This is a genomic window from Halopseudomonas sp. Lyrl_26 (genome assembly GCF_051948695.1).
GTDB lineage: Bacteria > Pseudomonadota > Gammaproteobacteria > Pseudomonadales > Pseudomonadaceae > Halopseudomonas > Halopseudomonas formosensis.
The window spans coordinates 196561-216473 of record NZ_JAYJLH010000004.1 but is presented as its reverse complement, the minus strand read 5'-3'; the positions used below and the strand labels follow the sequence as shown (position 1 = coordinate 216473).

At 64.2% G+C, this 19913-nt stretch carries 16 protein-coding genes; all 16 read left to right on the top strand.

Annotation, left to right across the window (positions count from 1 at the left end; translation table 11 throughout):
* Positions 1–20 precede the first annotated feature (20 nt).
* The 16 genes from uppS to kdsA all read left to right on the top strand — a co-directional run bounded on the left by uppS (position 21) and on the right by kdsA (position 19868).
* On the top strand, positions 21–767 hold the full coding sequence (gene uppS, locus VF673_RS07900) for a polyprenyl diphosphate synthase (protein WP_090536868.1): 747 nt from the start codon (positions 21–23) through the stop codon (positions 765–767).
* Positions 767–1576, top strand: a complete 810-nt coding sequence (locus VF673_RS07895; RefSeq protein WP_320330949.1) for a phosphatidate cytidylyltransferase — start codon at positions 767–769, stop codon at positions 1574–1576. Before uppS ends, VF673_RS07895 begins: the two co-directional genes overlap by 1 nt.
* Positions 1573–2757, top strand: coding sequence for a 1-deoxy-D-xylulose-5-phosphate reductoisomerase (gene ispC / locus VF673_RS07890; RefSeq protein WP_090536230.1), 1185 nt, complete (start codon positions 1573–1575; stop codon positions 2755–2757). Before VF673_RS07895 ends, ispC begins: the two co-directional genes overlap by 4 nt.
* 47 nt (positions 2758–2804) lie before the next feature.
* Complete coding sequence (rseP, locus tag VF673_RS07885) at positions 2805–4163, top strand: sigma E protease regulator RseP (protein ID WP_090536232.1); 1359 nt, start codon at positions 2805–2807, stop codon at positions 4161–4163.
* Between the two features lie 72 nt (positions 4164–4235).
* Positions 4236–6584: an outer membrane protein assembly factor BamA gene (gene bamA / locus VF673_RS07880; protein ID WP_440291523.1), complete on the top strand. Its 2349-nt coding sequence runs from the start codon at positions 4236–4238 to the stop codon at positions 6582–6584.
* A 59-nt stretch (positions 6585–6643) separates the two neighbouring features.
* The gene (locus VF673_RS07875; protein WP_090536236.1) at positions 6644–7120 is read left to right on the top strand and encodes an OmpH family outer membrane protein; all 477 of its coding nucleotides are present in this window, start codon (positions 6644–6646) and stop codon (positions 7118–7120) included.
* Between the two features lie 17 nt (positions 7121–7137).
* The gene (gene lpxD / locus VF673_RS07870; RefSeq protein ID WP_440291522.1) at positions 7138–8187 is read left to right on the top strand and encodes a UDP-3-O-(3-hydroxymyristoyl)glucosamine N-acyltransferase; all 1050 of its coding nucleotides are present in this window, start codon (positions 7138–7140) and stop codon (positions 8185–8187) included.
* A 48-nt stretch (positions 8188–8235) separates the two neighbouring features.
* Positions 8236–8673, top strand: coding sequence for a 3-hydroxyacyl-ACP dehydratase FabZ (fabZ, locus tag VF673_RS07865; RefSeq protein ID WP_090536239.1), 438 nt, complete (start codon positions 8236–8238; stop codon positions 8671–8673).
* On the top strand, positions 8670–9446 hold the full coding sequence (gene lpxA / locus VF673_RS07860; protein WP_440291521.1) for an acyl-ACP--UDP-N-acetylglucosamine O-acyltransferase: 777 nt from the start codon (positions 8670–8672) through the stop codon (positions 9444–9446). Before fabZ ends, lpxA begins: the two co-directional genes overlap by 4 nt.
* A gap of 14 nt (positions 9447–9460) precedes the next feature.
* Positions 9461–10627: a lipid-A-disaccharide synthase gene (gene lpxB / locus VF673_RS07855; RefSeq protein WP_440291520.1), complete on the top strand. Its 1167-nt coding sequence runs from the start codon at positions 9461–9463 to the stop codon at positions 10625–10627.
* Positions 10624–11271, top strand: coding sequence for a ribonuclease HII (gene rnhB, locus VF673_RS07850; protein WP_273128091.1), 648 nt, complete (start codon positions 10624–10626; stop codon positions 11269–11271). The genes lpxB and rnhB overlap by 4 nt, the downstream gene beginning before the upstream one ends.
* A gap of 95 nt (positions 11272–11366) precedes the next feature.
* The gene (gene dnaE, locus VF673_RS07845; RefSeq protein ID WP_440291519.1) at positions 11367–14891 is read left to right on the top strand and encodes a DNA polymerase III subunit alpha; all 3525 of its coding nucleotides are present in this window, start codon (positions 11367–11369) and stop codon (positions 14889–14891) included.
* A 99-nt stretch (positions 14892–14990) separates the two neighbouring features.
* Positions 14991–15947 (top strand): acetyl-CoA carboxylase carboxyl transferase subunit alpha, encoded by a 957-nt coding sequence (gene accA / locus VF673_RS07840; RefSeq protein ID WP_090536300.1) that lies wholly within the window; start codon positions 14991–14993, stop codon positions 15945–15947.
* Positions 15948–17273, top strand: a complete 1326-nt coding sequence (gene tilS / locus VF673_RS07835; protein WP_440291518.1) for a tRNA lysidine(34) synthetase TilS — start codon at positions 15948–15950, stop codon at positions 17271–17273. It begins immediately after the preceding gene.
* Positions 17274–17380: 107 nt separating this feature from the next.
* On the top strand, positions 17381–19012 hold the full coding sequence (locus VF673_RS07830; RefSeq protein WP_320330954.1) for a CTP synthase: 1632 nt from the start codon (positions 17381–17383) through the stop codon (positions 19010–19012).
* Positions 19013–19022: 10 nt separating this feature from the next.
* Positions 19023–19868, top strand: coding sequence for a 3-deoxy-8-phosphooctulonate synthase (kdsA, locus tag VF673_RS07825; protein WP_090536306.1), 846 nt, complete (start codon positions 19023–19025; stop codon positions 19866–19868).
* Positions 19869–19913 lie beyond the last annotated feature (45 nt).

The window sequence follows — 19913 nt, the reverse complement described above, 5'->3', positions numbered from 1 at the left end:
ATCCTGAAGGCACTGCGGTCATGACTGACAAGAAAGCCGATAACGGCACCATCCCCCGCCACGTTGCCATCATCATGGATGGCAACAACCGCTGGGCGCGCAAGCGCCTCATGCCCGGCGTGGCGGGTCACAAGGCCGGCGTCGACGCCGTTCGCGCGGTCATAGAGGTGTGTGCCAGCGAGGGGGTGGAGGTACTTACCCTGTTCGCCTTCTCCAGCGAAAACTGGGCCCGGCCCCAGGACGAGGTCGGTGCCCTGATGGAGCTGTTCCTGTTTGCCCTGCGCCGGGAAGTGCGCAAGCTGCGGGACAACAACATCCGGTTGCAGATCATCGGCGATCGCAGCCGCTTCAGCCCCGAACTGCGCACCGCCATGGCCGATGCCGAGGCCAGCACCGACGGCTGCACCGGCATGCAGTTGCTGGTTGCGGCCAACTACGGTGGCCAGTGGGATATCACCCAGGCAGCACGCTCGCTGGCCCGGGATGTGGCCGACGGCCTTATCCAGCCCGGCGACATCGATATCGGCGCACTGGAAGGCCGGCTCAGTACCGCTGCCTTCCCGCTGCCGGATCTGTGCATCCGTACCGGGGGCGAGCGGCGGATCAGCAATTTCCTGCTGTGGCAGCTGGCCTATGCCGAGCTGTACTTCTCCGATCTGTACTGGCCCGATTTCAAACATGACGCCATGCGCGAGGCGCTGGCTGATTTTGCCCGCCGGCAGCGGCGTTTCGGCAAGACCAGCGAGCAAGTGGCTGCGGAGTCCTGATGCTCAAGCAACGTTTCATCACCGGTATCATCCTGGCGCCACTGGTTATCGCCGGCTTCGTGCTGCTCGATTCCCTGTGGTTCGCCGTCATGGTCGGCGCCATTGTCAGCCTGGCGGCCTGGGAATGGGCTCGTCTGGCGGGCATCACCGCTCAGGTCGGCCGGGTCGCCTACGCCGGTCTGGTGGCGCTGCTGCTGATCGGGCTCTATCTGGCCAGCTGGCCGCCCTATCTGCTGTGGCTGTCGCTGCTCTGGTGGCTGCTGGCGCTGGTGCTGGTCCTCCAGTACCCCGAGGGCAGAGCGCTGCGCGCGGGGCTGCTGCCGCTGGCCTATGGTCTGGCGGTACTGCTTCCGGCCTGGGCAGGGCTGGTCTGGCTGCGCGCCCAGAACGGCGGGCTGTGGCTGCTGCTGGCGGCGGTGGTAATGGTCTGGGCGGCGGATATCGGCGCCTACTTTGCCGGCAAGAGCCTGGGCAAGCGCAAGCTGATGCCCCGGGTCAGCCCCGGCAAGACTCTGGAAGGCCTGCTCGGCGGTGTGCTGCTGACCCAGCTGCTGGCGGTGGGCGCCATGCTCTACCTGAACTGGTCTGCCAGTTCCATCCTGGCGGGCATGCTCGGCACCCTGGTGGTGGTGCTGTTCTCCGTGGTCGGTGATCTGACCGAGAGCCTGTTCAAGCGAGAGCAGGGGCTCAAGGACAGCAGCAACCTGCTGCCGGGTCATGGCGGCATCATGGATCGTATCGACAGTCTCACCGCTGCCATCCCCCTGTTTGCCCTCGGCTGGTTCCTGTTCGGGAGTCTGCTGGGGTGAGTCATCAATGGATTACCGTGCTCGGCGCCACCGGCTCCATCGGCGTCAGCACGCTGGATGTGGTAGGTCGCCACCCGGACCGTTATCGGGTCTTCGCGCTGACCGGCCACAGTCGCATGGATGTGCTGCTCAACCAGTGCATTACCCATGATCCGCTGTACGCAGTGGTCTCCGAGGCGGGCCAGTGCGCCCGCCTGCAGGAGCAGTTGCTGCAGGCCGGTTGCCAGACCCGTGTGCTGCACGGGGCCGAGGCACTGGCCGAGGTGTCCTCCGACCAGCGGGTGGACGCGGTGATGGCGGCCATCGTCGGTGCTGCCGGCCTGTCGCCGACCCTGGCCGCGGTACGCGCCGGCAAGCGTGTGCTGCTGGCGAACAAGGAGGCGCTGGTCATGTCCGGGGCCCTGTTCATGCAGGCGGTGCGCGACTCCGGTGCCCGGCTGCTGCCCATCGACAGTGAGCACAACGCCATCTTCCAGTGCATGCCCGGCAACTATGCCAATGGCCTGCAGCAGGTGGGTGTGCGCCGCATCCTGTTGACCGCCTCCGGCGGGCCCTTCCGCGAAACCGCGCTGGAGGACCTGGCCCGGGTCACCCCGGCCCAGGCCTGTGCCCACCCCAACTGGTCCATGGGGCAGAAGATTTCCGTGGATTCGGCGAGCATGATGAACAAGGGCCTGGAGCTGATCGAGGCCTGCTGGCTGTTCGACGCCCGGCCTGATCAGGTCGAGGTGGTGGTGCATCCGCAGAGCGTGGTGCATTCGCTGGTGGATTATGTGGATGGTTCGGTGCTGGCCCAGCTGGGCAACCCGGACATGCGCACGCCCATCGCCCACGCCCTGGCCTGGCCTGAGCGCATCGACTCCGGGGTCAGTGCGCTGGATCTGCTGCTCACTGCACGGCTCGACTTCCAGGCACCTGACCCGCTGCGTTTCCCCTGTCTGGGGCTGGCCCGCCAGGCCTTCGAGTCCGGTGGCACGGCCTGCGCCATCCTGAATGCGGCCAACGAGGTCGCGGTCCAGGCCTTCCTGGATCGGCGTATCGGTTTCACCGATATCCCTGTTATGATCGAGCATGCGCTGAACAGCCTGTCGCCCGAACCGGTGCGCGAGCTGGCCCAGGTCATGCTGGCCGATCGTCAGGCCCGTGACTGTGCCGAGCAATGGTTGGCCAACCAGGCCTGAACCGGGGCGCGTGATGTGCCCGGCGTGACTTTCCGAATGAGGCACTGATGGATCTACTCTTTACCCTGCTGGCCACCGTGGTAGCCCTCGGTCTGCTGGTCACCATCCACGAATACGGGCACTTCTGGGTCGCCCGGCGCTGTGGTGTCAAGGTGTTGCGCTTCTCCATCGGCTTCGGTCCGGCGCTGTACAGCTGGCATGACCGGCACGGCACCGAATTCGTGATTGCCGGCATACCCCTGGGTGGCTACGTCAAGATGCTCGACGAGCGCGAGGCGCCGGTCGATGCGGACCAGCTGGATCAGGCCTTCAACCGCAAGAGCGTCAAACAGCGCATCGCCATTGTCGCTGCCGGCCCGGTGGCCAACTTCCTGCTCGCCATCGTGGCCTTCTGGATCATTGCCGTCGTCGGCATTACCACCATTGCGCCGGTGACCGGCCCGATTGAGCCGGGCAGCATCGCCGAGCGTGCCGGCCTGGTCGAAGGACTGGAAATTCTCGAGGTGGACGGCAACGCCACCCCCTCCTGGCATGACGTCAATCTGCAGCTGGTACGCCGTCTGGGCGAGACCGGCGAACTGCGGATTCTCGCCCGCGAAGGCGAGAATGCTCCGCGCAGCTATACCCTGCAGCTGGACAGCTGGCTGCGTGGGGCGGACCAGCCTGATCCCATGGAGGCCCTGGGGCTGAGTACCTGGCGCCCGGTGATAGCACCGCTGATCGATCAGTTGAGTCCGCAGGGCGCCGCCGAGCGCGCCGGGCTGCAGGCCGGGGATCTGATCCTGGCGATCAACGGCGAGCCGGTACAGGACTGGATGGGGCAGGTGGTACCGCGCATTCAGGCCAGTGGCGGTGAACCGCTGGAGCTGACCCTGGAGCGCGCTGGTCGTACCCTGAGCATTACCCTGACGCCGGACGTGCGCGAACAGGATGGCCGCCAGGTGGGCTTCATCGGCGCCGGTATCGCGCCCTTCGAATGGCCCGAGCACATGGTCCGCCAGATCGATTACAACCCGCTGGTGGCTATCCCCGTGGCGGTGGTCAAGACCTGGGACATGACGGTACTGACCCTCGACTCGCTGAAGAAGATGGTCACCGGGCTGGTCTCGGCAAAAAACTTGAGTGGCCCGATAACCATTGCTAAAGTGGCGGGCGCTTCGGCGAAGTCAGGGCTCGAGAGTTTCCTCAGTTTCATCGCCTATCTGAGCATCAGTCTGGGGGTGTTGAACCTGTTACCGATCCCGGTGCTGGACGGCGGGCATCTGGTGTATTACGTGGCCGAATGGATCAGAGGCAAACCCCTCTCAGAGCGTATCCAGGGCTGGGGATTGCAGATAGGCTTGACCCTGATTGTGGGGGTGATGTTGTTCGCCATCTACAACGATATAAGTCGCTTGGGTAACTGAACGACAGAAACACCGACACGAACTGTCGTACGCGGCAGATAAGAATTCAACCAGTCAGCCAGAACGGACTTCATGAAACGTTACCTATTGCCTGCGATTTTGCTGATTCTCCTGGCGCCGGGCGTCTACGCCGATGCCTTCCAGATTTCCGACATTCGAGTCAATGGCCTGCAACGCGTCTCCGCCGGCAGCGTTTTCAGTGCCCTGCCGCTGAACATCGGCGACCAGGCCGATGACCAGGCGCTGGTCGAGGCTTCCCGTTCCCTGTTCCGTACCGGTTTCTTCCAGGACATCCAGCTGGCCCGCGAAGGCAATGTGCTGATCATCAATCTGGTCGAGCGTCCGTCCATCTCCTCCATCGAGCTGGAAGGCAACAAGGCGATCAAGAGCGAGGACCTGCTCAACGGTCTGCGCATGGCCGGCCTGAGCGAAGGCGAGATCTTCCAGCAGGCCACCCTGGAAGGGGTGCGCAACGAGCTGCTGCGCCAGTATGTCGCCCAGGGCCGCTACTCGGCTGACATCGAAACCCAGGTCGTGGCCGAGCCGCGCAACCGGGTGGCACTGAAGATTCTCATCGACGAAGGCTCCATCGCCTCGATCAAGCACGTCAACGTGGTCGGCAACTCGGTGTTCTCCGATGAGGAGCTGCAGCACCTGTTCGAGCTGAAGACCACCGGCTGGTTCTCCTTCATCCGCAACGACGACAAGTACTCCCGGGAAAAGCTGTCCGGCGACCTGGAGCGTCTGCGTTCCTGGTACCTGGACCGCGGCTACATCAACATGGATATCACCTCCACCCAGGTATCCATCACCCCGGACAAGAAGCACGTCTACATCACCGTGAACATCAACGAGGGCGAGCTGTACACGGTCAACGACGTACGCTTGTCCGGTGACCTGGTGGTACCGGAGGAGGACGTCCGCCGTCTGCTGCTGGTCGAGCCGGGCCAGGTGTTCTCCCGTCAGGTGATGACCGCCACCTCCGATCTGATCGGCCGGCGTCTGGGTAACGAGGGCTACACCTTCGCCAACGTCAACGGCGTGCCGCAGATCAACGAGCAGGACCGCACCGTGGACGTGACCTTCGTGGTCGACCCGGGCAAGCGTGCCTACGTCAACCGCATCAACTTCCGTGGCAACACCAAGACCGACGATGAAGTGCTGCGTCGGGAAATGCGCCAGATGGAAGGCGGCTGGGCCTCCACCTACCTGATCGACCAGTCCAAGCTGCGCCTGGAGCGCCTGGGTTTCTTCAAGGAAGTGGACGTCGAGACCATTCCGGTGCCCGGCAGCGATGACCTGATCGATGTCAACTACACCGTGGAAGAGCAGCCCTCCGGCTCCATCACCGCCAGCCTCGGCTTTGCCCAGGGCACAGGTCTGATCCTCGGCGGCTCGATCAGCCAGAACAACTTCTTCGGTACCGGCAACCGGGTCAGCTTCAGCGCCAACCGTTCGGCCTACCAGACCTCGCTGTCCTTCGGCTTCCTCAATCCCTACTTCACGCCCGATGGCGTGAGCATGGGCTACAACGCCTTCTACCGCACCACCGACTATGACGAGCTGGATGTGGACATCTCCAGCTACGCGGTGGACTCCTACGGTGCCGGCTTCAACATCGGCTACCCGGTCAGCGATACCTCCCGTCTGTCCTTCGGCCTCAGCGTGCAGCAGGACGAGATCAAGGAGGGTGTCTACACCGTTCAGGAAATCCAGCGCTTCCTGGATGCCGAAGGGGACAGCTTCTTCAGCGTCCGCGCCAACCTGGGCTGGTCGCAATCAACCCTGAACCGTGGCGTCTTCCCCGACCGCGGCTACTCCCAGAACCTGGGTCTGGAAGTCACGGTGCCGGGCAGCGACCTGCACTTCTACAAGCTGGGCTACCGCGGGCAGCGCTACTTCCCGATCACCGACGGCTGGACCCTGCGCGTGCACACCGACAGCGGCGTGGCCCGTCGCTTCGGCAGTACCGACATGGTGCCCTTCTATGAGCACTACTTTGCCGGCGGTATCGGCTCGGTGCGCGGTTTCGAAAGCAGCACCCTGGGTCCCAAGAGTACTCCCAACGAGAATGACCCGGACAAGGACCCCTTGCCCTTCGGTGGTAACGTGAAGGTCACCGGCGGTCTGGAACTGATCTTCCCGACACCCTTCGTGCAGGACCAGCGTTCATTGCGCACCGTGCTCTTCCTGGATGCCGGTAACGTGTTCGACACCTACTGCGTGCAGCCGCTGGGTGCCACGGCACCGCGACGTGATTGCCCTGATGTGAGCGTCGGTGAATTGCGTTACAGTGCGGGTATTGGCTTGTCATGGTTGACCGCCCTGGGCCCGCTGGGCTTCAGTCTGGGTGTGCCGTTGAACGACGAGTCCGATGACGATCGTCAGGTGTTCCAGTTCACCCTCGGCCAGACTTTCTGAGTCAGGGTCCAATTCATCAGGAGTAACTTAGAGTGCGCAAGAGTCTTTGCATAGCGGCGATGTCAGTCATGGCGCTGGCCAGCCTGCCGGTTGCCGCCCAGTCCATTGCTGTACTGGATTACCAGATGGCCCTGCTCGAGTCGGACGCGGCCAAGCGTTACTCGGTGGATGCCGAGAAGAAGTTCGGCAGCCAGCTGCAGCGCCTGCAGAACCTCGAAGCCGAGGCCAAGCGCCTGCAGGAGCGCATGCAGCGTGACGGCGACAAGCTCGGTCAGACCGAACTGGAGCGTCTGGAGCTGGAATTCCGCCAGAAGGCCCGCGAGTTCGAAACCCAGTCCCGTCAGCTGAACCAGGAAAAGGCCCAGGCTGACCGCGAGATGCTCGAGCAGCTCAAGCCCAAGCTGGATCAGGCGGTGGAAACCGTTATCCAGGCCGGCAACTATGACCTGGTGATCGATCGCAGCGCCGTGGTGGACGTCAAGCCCAACCTCGACATCACCCGCCAGGTGATCGAACGCCTGAACAGCATGCGCTGATCGGCATGGCGGATTCGATGGTTTTCACCCTCGCCGAGCTGGCGGCGAAGCTGGGCGCCCGCGTGCAGGGCGATGGCGACACGCTGATCCGGGGTCTGGCCGCGCTTGACAGCGCGACCGCCTCCGATCTGAGTTTTCTGGCCAACCGGCAATACCGCAAGCTGCTGGCCAGTACCCACGCCGGCGCGGTGCTGCTGACCGAGGACGACGCGGCGGATTTCACCGGTAACGCCCTGATCGTGGCCGACCCCTATCTGGCCTACGCACGGATTTCCCACCAGTTCGATCCCAGACCGCGCAGCCGGGCGGGCATTCACCCGACAGCGGTGATCGCCGAGTCCGCGAGCGTGGACCCCAGTGCCAGCATTGGCCCGGGTGTGGTGATCGAGGCCGACGCAGTCGTCGGCGCCAAGGTCACCATAGGTGCCCACTGCTTCATCGGTGAGCGCTGCCGTATCGGTGCCGACAGCTGGCTGGCTCCCCGGGTCACCCTCTACCATGACGTGCGCATGGGCGAGCGGGCGGTGATCCAGTCCGGCGCGGTGATCGGCGGCGAGGGCTTCGGCTTCGCCAACCAGGGCGGGCGCTGGAACAAGATCGCCCAGATCGGCGGTGTGCTCATCGGTGATGATGTCGAGATCGGTGCCAATACCACGGTCGACCGCGGCGCGCTCAGCGACACCGTGATCGGCAATGGCGTCAAGCTGGACAACCAGATCCAGATCGCCCACAACGTGCAGATCGGCGACCACACCGCCATGGCCGCCTGCGTCGGCATCTCCGGCAGTACCCGCATCGGCCGTCACTGCATGATCGCCGGTGGGGTAGGCATGGTCGGGCACATCGAGATCTGCGACAACGTCTTTGTCAGCGGCATGACCATGGTGACCCGTTCGATCACCGAGCCGGGTGCCTATTCCTCGGGCACGGCGATGCAGACCGCCGCCGAATGGAAAAAGAGCGCTGCCCGGATCCGTCAGCTGGATGCGCTGGCCAAGAGGGTGCAGCAACTGGAGAAGCAGCTGGCAGCGGTGACCCAGCCGTCTCAGGACTCATCTGAGTCCTGAGCTGTGCGCGTTGCGCACCCAACCATTATCAAGGCCTAGCGGATTAAAATGGACATCAACGACATCAAAGAATACCTGCCCCATCGTTACCCGTTCCTGCTGGTGGATCGGGTCGTCGATCTGGATCTGGAGGGCAAGCGTATTCGCGCCTACAAGAACGTGTCGGTCAACGAGCCGTTCTTCACCGGCCACTTCCCCGGCCACCCGATCATGCCCGGCGTGCTGATCATCGAAGCCATGGCCCAGGCGGCCGGGCTGCTGGGCTTCCGGATGATGAACACCAAGGCCGAAGATGGCACCCTGTATTACTTCGTCGGCTCCGACAAGCTGCGCTTCCGTCAGCCGGTAGTGCCCGGGGATCAGCTGCAGCTGGAAGCCACCTACCTGAGCAACCGTCGCGGCATCTGGAAGTTCGCCTGTCGTGCCAGTGTCGACGGCAAGGAAGCCTGCTCCGGTGAAATCATCTGTGCGGAACACAAGGTATGAGTCGAATTCACCCTCTGGCGATCATTGATCCGGCCGCGCGGCTGGCGGATGACGTCGAGGTTGGTCCCTGGACCCTGATAGGTCCGGATGTGGAAATCGGAGCCGGCACCGTGATCGGCTCCCATGTGGTGGTCAAGGGGCCCACCACCATAGGCAGGGGCAACCGCATCTTCCAGTTCGCCTCCGTCGGCGAGGACTGTCAGGACAAGAAGTACAAGGGCGAGCCCACCCGCCTGATCATTGGTGACAACAACGTGATCCGGGAAGGCTGCACCCTGCATCGTGGTACCGTGCAGGACCAGGGCGTGACCCGCATCGGCAGCAACAACCTGCTGATGGCCTACGTCCACATCGCCCATGACTGCGTGGTGGGCGACAACATCATCATGGCCAACAACGCGACCATCGCCGGGCATGTGCATGTCGGCGACGGCGCGATTCTCGGCGGCTACACCACGGTGCACCAGTTCTGCCATATCGGTGCCTGGTCCATGAGCGCCGCCAACAGCGCGGTGTTCAAGGACATACCGGCTTTCGTCATGGTCGGTGGCAACCCGGCCAGCGCCCACGGCATGAACTTCGAAGGCATGCGCCGGCGTGGTTACAGTCAGGAACTGATCACCGCCCTGCGCCGCGCCTACAAGGTGGTCTACCGCCAGGGCAAGACCCTGCAGGACGCTCTCCAGGAGCTGGAGGAAGAAGCTACCCAGTTTCCGGAAGTGGCCCTTTACCGCGATTCGATCCTCGCCTCCACGCGCGGTATTACCCGCTGATCATGGGTGGTGCCGTGGCCTCCACCAAGCCCCTGTGCATTGCCCTGGTCGCCGGAGAAGCCTCCGGTGACACCCTGGGCGCCGGGGTAATCCGTGCCCTGAAGCAGCATTTTCCCGACGCCGAGTTCATCGGTATCGGCGGCCCGCGCATGCAGGCCGAGGGTCTGGCCAGCCAGGTGCCCATGGAGCGTCTGGCGGTGATGGGGCTGGTCGAGGTACTGGGCCGGCTGCGCGAGCTGCTGCGCATCCGCCGGGATCTGGTGGAGTTTCTGAAGCAGCGCCGGCCGGACGTGTTCATCGGTATCGACGCGCCGGACTTCACCCTCGGTGTCGAGCAACGTCTGCGCGATGTCGGCATTCCTACGGTGCACTATGTCAGTCCCTCGGTCTGGGCCTGGCGCGAGAAGCGCGTGCTGGGCATCCGCAAGTCCACCGATCTGATGCTCACCCTGTTTCCCTTCGAGGAGGAGGTCTATCGCCGGCATGGCGTCGCGGTGCGCTGCGTGGGCCATACCCTGGCGGACGAGATTCCCATGGAGCCCGACCGGGAGGCGGCTCGCCGCCAGCTGGGTCTGAGCCCGGCAGATCAGGTAATTGCCCTGATGCCCGGCAGCCGCAACGGCGAGCTGCGCAAGCTCGGGCTGCTGTTCCTGCAGACTGCGGCCTGGTGTCTGGAGCACAATCCGCAACTGCGTTTCATCCTGCCCTGCGCCAACCCCGAACGCCGCCAGCAGATGGAGAGCATTCTGGCCGACAGCGGCCTGCAATTGCCATTGACCCTGCTTGATGGCCAGAGCCATGCGGCACTGGCGGCCTGTGATGCAGTACTGATCGCCTCCGGCACGGCGACCCTGGAGGCCATGCTGTTCAAGCGCCCCATGGTGGTAGCCTATCGTATGGCGGGGCTGACCTTTCGTATTCTCAAGCGACTGGTCCGGGTAGGGCATGTGGCGCTGCCGAACCTGCTCGCCGGGCAGGAGGTAGCGCCGGAATTCCTGCAGGATGCCGCCACCCCCGAGGCCATGGGGCAGGCGTTGCTCGACCGGCTCGGGCCGACCGCAGAACGGGAGCAGACCGAGGCGCGCTTCCGCGAGCTGCATCAGTTGCTTCGGCGCGACGCGGATCAGGCCGCGGCCGACGCCATCATCCAGTTGCTGCGTGACAAGGGACGACTGGCATGACACAGATCATGATCGACTGGTCCCTGCCCGAGGGGCAGGAACTGGTAGCCGGTGTGGACGAGGTCGGCCGCGGCCCGCTGTGCGGGGCGGTGATCACCGCGGCGGTGATCCTCGATCCGGCCCGCCCCATCGAGGGGCTGAATGATTCCAAGAAGCTGACTGCCGTGCAGCGCGAGGCGCTGTTCCCGGTCATCCAGGAACGCGCGCTGGCCTGGGCCATCGGCCGGGCCGAGGTGCACGAGATCGATCAGCTGAACATCCTCCACGCCACCATGCTGGCCATGCAGCGGGCGGTGGCCGGTCTGGCGGTGCAGCCGGATCGGGTGCTGGTGGACGGCAATCGCTGCCCGGTGCTGCCGATGCCCAGCGAGCCGGTGATCCAGGGCGATGGCCTGGTGCCGGCGATTTCCGCCGCTTCCATCCTGGCCAAGGTCACCCGTGACCGGGAGATGCAGGAGCTGGAGCTGATCTATCCCGGCTACGGCATCGGCAAGCACAAAGGCTATCCGACCCGGGAACACCTTGAGGCGCTGCGTACACTGGGTGCCACGCCCATCCATCGGCGCTCCTTTGCGCCGGTACGCAGTGCCCTGGAAACCATGCCCGAGACCACAACCGAGACTGCGGTCGTTCTGCTCGACTAGCCCGTGCGACGGTCGGGACCATCACCACTGGTCCCTGACTGCCCCCGTCGTTACAATCACCCGATCCGTTTTTTCGCCCCGAACTCAGGAAATCTATGAGCCCCTCCTTCGTCCACCTGCGCGTCCATACCGAATACTCTCTGGTAGACGGCCTGGTCAGAATCAAGCCGTTCGTCAAGGCGGTCGCTGAGAAGGGCATGCCGGCCGTGGCGGTGACCGACCAGAGCAACATGTGCAGTCTGGTCAAGTTCTACCGGGCGGCCATGGGCGCAGGGATCAAGCCGATCTCCGGGGTGGATCTCTGGGTCCAGGGCGAGGACGAGGACAGCCCGGTCAGCCGGCTGACCCTGCTGGCCATGGACAATGTGGGTTATCGCAACATCACCGAGCTGGTGTCCCGCGGCTATACCGAGGGCCAGCGCAATGGTCTGGTTACCGTCCACCGCGACTGGGTGGCCGAGGCCAGCGCCGGGGTGATCGCGCTGTCAGGCGCCAAGGAAGGGGAGATCGGCCAGGCCCTGCTGTCCAGCGACCCGGCCCAGGCCGACCGTCTGGCAGATTACTGGATGCAGGTGTTTCCGGGGCGCTTCTATCTGGAGCTGCAGCGCACCAGTCGGGTCAATGACGAGCAGTACCTGCATGCCGCCGTGGCACTGGCCGGACGTCTGGGCTGCCCGGTGGTGGCGACCAACGATGTGCGCTTTCTCAAGCGCGAGGACTACGAGGCCCATGAAACCCGCGTCTGCATCGGTGAGGGCAGGGCGCTGGGCGACCCGCGGCGGGTGCGCCTGTACAGCGAGGAGCAGTACCTCAAGTCCCCCGAGGAAATGGCCGAGCTGTTCTCCGACATCCCCGAGGCGCTGGAAAACTCGGTGGAGATCGCCCGGCGCTGCAATATCGACGTGCAGCTGGGCACCTACTACCTGCCGGAATTCCCCATCCCCGATGGCCTGACCATGGACGAGTACTTCCGCAAGGTCTCGCTGGAAGGTCTGGAAGAGCGGCTCAAGGTGATCCTGCCACCCGGTTCGGAGAATTACGAGGAGCGCCGCCAGGTCTATCTGGACCGGCTCAAGTTCGAGCTGGATATCATCATCCAGATGGGCTTTCCCGGTTACTTCCTGATCGTGATGGACTTCATCAAGTGGGCCAAGAACAACGGCGTGCCGGTCGGCCCCGGCCGGGGTTCCGGGGCGGGATCGCTGGTCGCCTACGCGCTTTTGATCACCGACCTGGACCCGCTGCAGTACGACCTGCTGTTCGAACGCTTCCTCAACCCGGAACGGGTATCCATGCCCGACTTCGATATCGACTTCTGCATGGAAGGCCGCGATCGGGTCATCGAATACGTGGCCGAGGCCTACGGGCGCAACGCGGTATCCCAGATCATCACCTTCGGTACCATGGCGGCCAAGGCGGTGGTGCGCGACGTGGCCCGGGTGCAGGGCAAGTCCTACGGCCTGGCCGACAAGCTGTCGAAGATGATCCCCTTCGAGGTCGGCATGACCCTGGCCAAGGCCTACGAGCAGGAGGAGATGCTGCGCGACTTCCTTGCCGCCGACGAGGAGGCCCAGGAAATCTGGGACATGGCGGTCAAGCTCGAAGGCATCACCCGTAACGTCGGCAAGCACGCCGGCGGTGTGGTCATCGCCCCGACCAAGCTCACCGACTTCGCGCCCCTGTACTGCGACGAGGCCGGCGAGGGTCTGGTGACCCAGTTCGACAAGGACGACGTCGAGGCCGCCGGTCTGGTGAAATTCGACTTCCTCGGTCTGCGGACCCTGACCATCATCAACTGGGCCATGGAAACCATCAACCGCGAGCAGGCGCGCCAGGGCCTGCCGCCGGTGGATATCGACCGCATCCCGCTGGACGACCCCAAGACCTACGCCATGCTGCAGAAGGCGGAGACCACGGCGGTATTCCAGCTCGAATCCCGCGGCATGAAGGAGCTGATCAAGAAGCTCAAGCCTGACTGCCTGGAAGACATGATCGCACTGGTGGCCCTGTTCCGTCCGGGGCCGCTGCAATCGGGCATGGTGGACGACTTCATCAACCGCAAGCACGGGCGCGAGCCCATTTCCTACCCGCACCCGGATTACCAATACGCCGGTCTTGAGCCGGTACTCAAGCCGACCTACGGCATCATCCTGTATCAGGAACAGGTGATGCAGATTGCCCAGGTCATGGCCGGGTACACCCTGGGCGGCGCGGACATGCTACGCCGGGCCATGGGCAAGAAGAAGCCCGAGGAAATGGCCAAGCAGCGCGCCATCTTCCTCGAAGGCTGCGCCGGGAACGGCATTTCCGCCGAGCTGGCGGGCAACATCTTCGACCTGGTGGAAAAATTCGCCGGCTACGGCTTCAACAAGTCGCACTCCGCCGCCTACGGTCTGGTGTCCTACCAGACCGCCTGGCTCAAGGCGCACTATCCCGCGCCCTTCATGGCCGCGGTACTCTCGGCGGATATGCACAACACCGACAAGGTGGTCACGCTGATCGAGGAATGCCGCAGCATGAAGCTGCGCATCAAGGCGCCGGACGTGAACCTGTCGGAGTACAAGTTCACTGTGGATGACAGCGGCAGCGTGGTCTACGGTCTGGGTGCCATCAAGGGGGTGGGCGAAGGCCCGGTGGAGACCATAGTCAACACCCGGCAGCAGGGCGGTCCCTTTACCGACCTGTTCGACTTCTGCGCCCGGGTCGACCTCAAGCGCATCAACAAGCGGGTCATGGAGGCGCTGATCCGCTCCGGCGCGCTGGATTCCATGGGGCCCTTCTTCAGTACCGAGCAGCAGGCCTACCTGCAGCAGGTGGACCGCAACCGCGCGGCCCTGGCCGCAGCCATGGAGGAAGCCATCGCCGCTGCCGAGCAGACCCATCGCAGCGCCGACAGCGGCCACGATGACCTGTTCGGCGACCTGCTCGGGCCGGCGGCGGACCGGGATGTGTTCGAGGCCTACCGCAAGGTGCGCGAGTGGAGCTTCAAGGAGCGCCTGCGCGGCGAGAAGGAAACCCTGGGGCTGTATCTCACCGGCCACCCGATCGACGAGTACGAGCAGGAGGTGCGCCGTTTTGCCCGCCAGCGCATCATCGACCTGAAGCCCTCCCGCGACGCCCAGACCATCGCCGGTCTGGTCTTCGACATGCGGGTGATGAAGAACAAGCGCGGCGACAAGGTCGGCTTCGTGACCCTCGATGACCGCTCGGCGCGCATCGAGGTCTCGCTATTCTCCGAGGCCTTCCAGGCGGCGCAGAACCTGCTGCAGAAGGATGCCCTGCTGGTGGTCGAAGGGGAGGTCGCGGTGGATGACTTCTCCGGCGGCATGCGGGTGCGCGCCAAGCGGGTGATGAGTCTGGAGGAGGCGCGAACCTCCCTGCTGGAGAGCGTGCGCATCAGTCTCGACAGTCAGCACCACGATCCGGGCTGTCTGCAGATGCTCGCCGGTGTGCTGCAGCGCTACCGCGGAGAATGCCCGGTAACCATAGAAGTGCAGCGGCCTGATGCCCACGCCCTGTTGCGGCTGGGCGATGAGTGGCGGGTGGAGCCGGCCGATGATCTGGTTCAGACTTTACGTGACCAGCTGGGCAAAGGCAGCGTCTCTCTGCACTATAGATAAACCGGATTCCCAAGGTACGGGTCGACGCCGTAAAGGCAATCCCGTAAGGTAACGCACAAAACAGGACGCCCCGCTGGGGGCCGCGGATAATCGACGCTTATGATCAGAAGCCAGAAATACCTCGAATTTGAACAGCCGATTGCCGACTTGCAGGCCAAGATCGAAGAGCTGCGGCTGGTGGGCAGTGACAACGCGCTGAACATCACCGAAGAGATCTCCCGTCTGCAGGAGAAGAGCCGGACACTGACCGAGAGCATTTTTGCCAATCTGTCGAGCTGGCAGGTGACGCAGATGTCCCGCCATCCGCAACGTCCCTACACCCTGGATTACATCGAGCACATCTTCACCGATTTCGAAGAGCTGCATGGCGACCGGCACTTTGCCGATGACGCCGCCATCGTCGGCGGTATCGCCCGCCTCGACGGCCGTCCGGTCATGGTCATCGGCCACCAGAAGGGCCGCGACGTGAAGGAGAAGGTGCGCCGCAACTTCGGCATGCCCAAGCCCGAAGGCTACCGCAAGGCCTGCCGTCTGATGCAGATGGCCGAGCGCTTCAAGATGCCGATCATCACCTTCATCGACACCCCCGGTGCCTACCCGGGCATCGACGCCGAGGAGCGTGGCCAGAGCGAGGCCATCGCCTGGAACCTGCAGGTCATGTCGCGCCTGAAGACGCCGATCATCTCCACCGTCATCGGTGAGGGTGGTTCCGGTGGTGCCCTGGCCATCGGTGTCTGCGACCGCCTGATGATGCTGCAATACTCCATCTACTCGGTCATCTCCCCCGAAGGCTGCGCCTCCATCCTGTGGAAGAGCGCCGAGAAGGCTACCGATGCCGCCGAGGCCATGGGTGTGACCGCCGGCCGCCTGAAGGAGCTGGGTCTGGTCGACAACCTCATCGAGGAGCCCCTGGGCGGTGCCCACCGGGATCCCGCCGAAGTCGCCGCGCGCATCAAGGCGCAGCTGCTGCTCGAGCTGGAGAAGCTCGACCAGCAGTCGGTCGACGAGCTGCTGGACAGTCGCTTCGAGCGGCTGATGGCCTTCGGTCTGCAGTAAATGTCTGATCTGCAGGGTGTGCTGGAGCAACTGGCACCCTGCATGGATGCCCCGGCAGTCTGGCTGGGGCTATCCGGCGGGCTCGACTCCATGGTGCTGCTGCATGCCGTCACCGAGTTGCGCCGCCACTCTCCGCTTCCCCCCCTCAAGGCCATCCATGTTCACCACGGCATCCATCCGGACGCCGATCGCTGGGTCGAGCATTGCCAGCGCGAGTGCGCTGCGCGCCAGGTCGATCTTGTTGTCCACCGCGTGACCCTGCCTTCCGGCGGCAATGTCGAGGAACTGGCCCGGGATGCCCGCTATGCCGTGTTCGAGCAGCAACTGGGCGCCGGCGACTGGCTGCTGCTGGCCCACCACGCCGATGATCAGCTGGAAACCCTGCTGTTCCGTCTGATGCGCGGTACCGGCGTGCGCGGTCTGGCCGGAATGCCGCGCAGCCGCGCGCTGGGGCAGGGCCGGCTGCTGCGCCCGCTGCTGGATTGGACCCGGGCGCAGCTGGCCGACTGGGCGTCGGCACAGGGGCTGGCCTGGATCGAGGATCCGGCCAACGCCGATCCCCGCTATGCCCGTACCGCGCTGCGCCACCAGCTGCTGCCTTATCTGCGCCAGCACTGGCCGATGCTGCCGAACAATCTGCTGCGCCTGGCTGGGCATGCGGGCGAAGCCAACCAGCTGCTCGACGAGCGCGCCGCCGAGGATCTGCAGGCGCTGGGCGAGCCACCGGCTGATCCCTGGCTGGCCTGCTGGCCGAGTCTGGACATGCAGGCTCTGGGCGGGCTCAGCCCGGCCAGACAGAAGAATCTGTTGCGCTACTGGCTGCACCAGCAGGGCCTGCGTCTGCCCGATCAGCGCCATCTGCACACCCTGCTCGAGCAGCTGGCCGCCGCCGATGACAGTCAGCCCCGGGTGCGCATTCACCAGGGGCTGGTGCACCGCTCGTCGGGACGTCTCTGGCTGCTGCCGGAGCAAGGTGTACCCGCTGGCCAGGACCAGAGCTGGGAGGCGGGCAGCAGCGTGAAGCTGGCTGCCGGCAATGGTTGGCTGCGCTGCAGCGCAGGTGGCCCGCTAGCTCTGCGCGCCGGGCAGTGGCGTATCGGCTATCGGCAGGGCGGCGAGGAGATCCGGTTGCCCGGGCGTCCGACCCAGAGCCTGAAGAATTTGTTCCAGAGCGCCGGTATCCCGGCCTGGCTGCGCCCCGCGGTGCCCTTGCTATACTGCGACGAGCGGCTCGTTTCGGTGGCGGGCCGGTGGCATGCGGAATCCGCGCTGGCCGATGCCGGTGAGACCGGCTTTGGTGTGATCTGGGAGCCGATTCCGGATTGAGCAAGATCGGGCTGTCTGGTATCCTGACTTCCCATCTTGACGAGACTTTCGTCTCCCTTCGAATTCCTGCGGCTGCGACCGCTTAACTTCAAATCTACGGGTTTTTCATGACGCGCTACATCTTCGTCACGGGTGGTGTTGTATCTTCATTGGGCAAGGGCATCGCCTCGGCATCCCTCGCGGCGATTCTCGAAGCACGTGGCCTCAAGGTCACCATGCTCAAGCTGGACCCCTATATCAACGTGGATCCAGGCACCATGAGCCCGTTCCAGCACGGTGAGGTCTTCGTCACCCATGACGGCGCCGAGACTGACCTGGACCTGGGCCACTACGAGCGCTTCATCCGCACCCGCATGACCCAGAACAACAACTTCACCACAGGTCGCGTCTACGAGGACGTGCTGCGCAAGGAGCGCCGTGGTGACTATCTGGGCGCTACCATCCAGGTGATTCCGCACATCACCGACGAGATCAAGACCCGTATCATCCGTGGCGCCGGCGATGCCGACGTGGCCATGGTCGAGATCGGCGGCACCGTGGGCGACATCGAGTCCCAACCCTTCCTCGAGGCCATCCGTCAGCTGCGCCTGGAAGTGGGCGCACGCCGCGCCATGCTCATGCACCTGACCCTGGTGCCCTTCATCGCCACCGCCGGCGAAACCAAGACCAAGCCGACCCAGCACTCGGTCAAGGAACTGCGCTCCATCGGTCTGCAGCCTGACGTACTGGTGTGCCGCTCCGATCATCCGATCGATCTGGCTTCCCGCCGCAAGATCGCCCTGTTCACCAACGTCGAAGAGCGTGCGGTGATCAGCCTGCCGGATGCCGACACCATCTACCGCATTCCCAGCATCCTCCACGCCCAGGGCCTGGACGACTATGTGGTCGAGCGCTTCGGTCTGGAATGCGGCGGCGCCGATCTGTCCGAGTGGGACCGTGTGGTAGACGCCAAGCTCAATCCCGAGAAGGAAGTTACCATCGCCATGGTCGGCAAGTACATGGAGCTGCTGGACGCCTACAAGTCGCTGATCGAGGCCATGAGCCACGCCGGCATCCAGAGCCGTACCAAGGTCAACCTGCGCTATATCGACTCCGAAACCATCGAGGAGAACGGCACCGGCCAGCTGGAAGACGTTGATGCCATCCTGGTGCCAGGCGGCTTCGGCCTGCGTGGTGTGGAAGGCAAGATTGCCGCCGCCCGCTACGCCCGTGAACACAACATTCCCTATCTGGGCATCTGCCTGGGCATGCAGGTGGCGGTCATCGAGTTTGCCCGCAACGTGCTGGGCTGGCAGGACGCCAATTCCACCGAATTCGACAAGACCACCGAGCATCCGGTGGTCGGCCTGATCACCGAATGGCAGACCGCCAGCGGCGAGAAGGAAACCCGCGACGAAAGCTCCGATCTGGGCGGCACCATGCGCCTGGGTGGTCAGGAGTGCGCGCTGGTCGAGGGCAGCAAGGCCCGCGAATGCTACGGTCAGGATGTGATCGTCGAGCGTCACCGCCACCGTTATGAAGTCAACAACAACCTGCTGCCGGAGCTGGAGAAGGCCGGTCTGCGCGTTTCCGGCCGCTCCGTGGATGGTGCCCTGGTGGAAATGGTCGAGGTACCGGATCATCCGTGGTTCGTTGCCTGCCAGTTCCACCCGGAATTCACCTCCACCCCGCGTGACGGCCATCCGCTGTTCAGCGGCTTTGTCGATGCGGCACTGAAGCAGCGCGCCAGCAAAGCCTGAGGAGTAGTTCATGGCACAGAAGATCGTTCGGGTGGCGGATATCGAGATCGCCAACGACAAGCCCTTTGTCCTGTTCGGGGGCATGAACGTGCTGGAGTCCCGTGACCTGGCCCTGCGCATCTGCGAGGAATACGTCAAGGTGACCGAGAAGCTCGGCATCCCCTACGTGTTCAAGGCCAGCTTCGACAAGGCCAACCGCTCGTCGATCAACTCGTTCCGTGGCCCGGGCATGGAAGAGGGGCTGAAGATCTTCGAAGAGATCAAGTCCACCTTCAAGGTGCCGGTCATCACCGACGTGCACGAACCCTATCAGGCCGCCCCGGTGGCCGAGGTCTGCGACATCATCCAGCTGCCGGCCTTCCTGTCCCGGCAGACGGATCTGGTGGTGGCCATGGCGAAAACCGATGCCGTCATCAATATCAAGAAGGCGCAGTTCCTGGCTCCCCAGGAAATGCGCCACATCCTCACCAAGTGCGAGGAAGCCGGCAATGATCGGCTGATCCTCTGCGAGCGCGGTTCCAGCTTCGGCTACAACAACCTGGTGGTGGACATGCTCGGCTTCGGCATCATGAAGCAGTTCGAGTACCCGGTGTTCTTCGACGTCACCCACTCCCTGCAGATGCCCGGCGGCCGCAGTGACTCCGCCGGCGGACGCCGTGCCCAGGTGACCGATCTGGCCAAGGCCGGCATGAGCCAGGGCCTGGCCGGTCTGTTCCTCGAGGCGCACCCGGACCCGGACAACGCCAAGTGCGACGGTCCCTGCGCCCTGCGCCTGGACAAGCTGGAGCCCTTCCTCGGCCAGCTCAAGGCGCTGGACGATCTGGTGAAAAGCTTCCCGCAACTCGATACTGCCTGATTGCCAGGCATCCCTATCCCTTCACTTACATACTATGTTTCAGAT

Coding starts and splice junctions, on each gene's coding strand:
- kdsA (WP_090536306.1), top strand. CDS start 19,023: ATGGCACAGAAGATCGTTCGGGTGGCGGATATCGAGATCGCCAACGAC.
- VF673_RS07830 (WP_320330954.1), top strand. CDS start 17,381: ATGACGCGCTACATCTTCGTCACGGGTGGTGTTGTATCTTCATTGGGC.
- lpxD (WP_440291522.1), top strand. CDS start 7,138: ATGGTTTTCACCCTCGCCGAGCTGGCGGCGAAGCTGGGCGCCCGCGTG.
- VF673_RS07895 (WP_320330949.1), top strand. CDS start 767: ATGCTCAAGCAACGTTTCATCACCGGTATCATCCTGGCGCCACTGGTT.
- uppS (WP_090536868.1), top strand. CDS start 21: ATGACTGACAAGAAAGCCGATAACGGCACCATCCCCCGCCACGTTGCC.
- accA (WP_090536300.1), top strand. CDS start 14,991: ATGATCAGAAGCCAGAAATACCTCGAATTTGAACAGCCGATTGCCGAC.
- bamA (WP_440291523.1), top strand. CDS start 4,236: ATGAAACGTTACCTATTGCCTGCGATTTTGCTGATTCTCCTGGCGCCG.
- fabZ (WP_090536239.1), top strand. CDS start 8,236: ATGGACATCAACGACATCAAAGAATACCTGCCCCATCGTTACCCGTTC.
- VF673_RS07875 (WP_090536236.1), top strand. CDS start 6,644: ATGTCAGTCATGGCGCTGGCCAGCCTGCCGGTTGCCGCCCAGTCCATT.
- tilS (WP_440291518.1), top strand. CDS start 15,948: ATGTCTGATCTGCAGGGTGTGCTGGAGCAACTGGCACCCTGCATGGAT.
- rnhB (WP_273128091.1), top strand. CDS start 10,624: ATGACACAGATCATGATCGACTGGTCCCTGCCCGAGGGGCAGGAACTG.
- lpxA (WP_440291521.1), top strand. CDS start 8,670: ATGAGTCGAATTCACCCTCTGGCGATCATTGATCCGGCCGCGCGGCTG.
- dnaE (WP_440291519.1), top strand. CDS start 11,367: ATGAGCCCCTCCTTCGTCCACCTGCGCGTCCATACCGAATACTCTCTG.
- rseP (WP_090536232.1), top strand. CDS start 2,805: ATGGATCTACTCTTTACCCTGCTGGCCACCGTGGTAGCCCTCGGTCTG.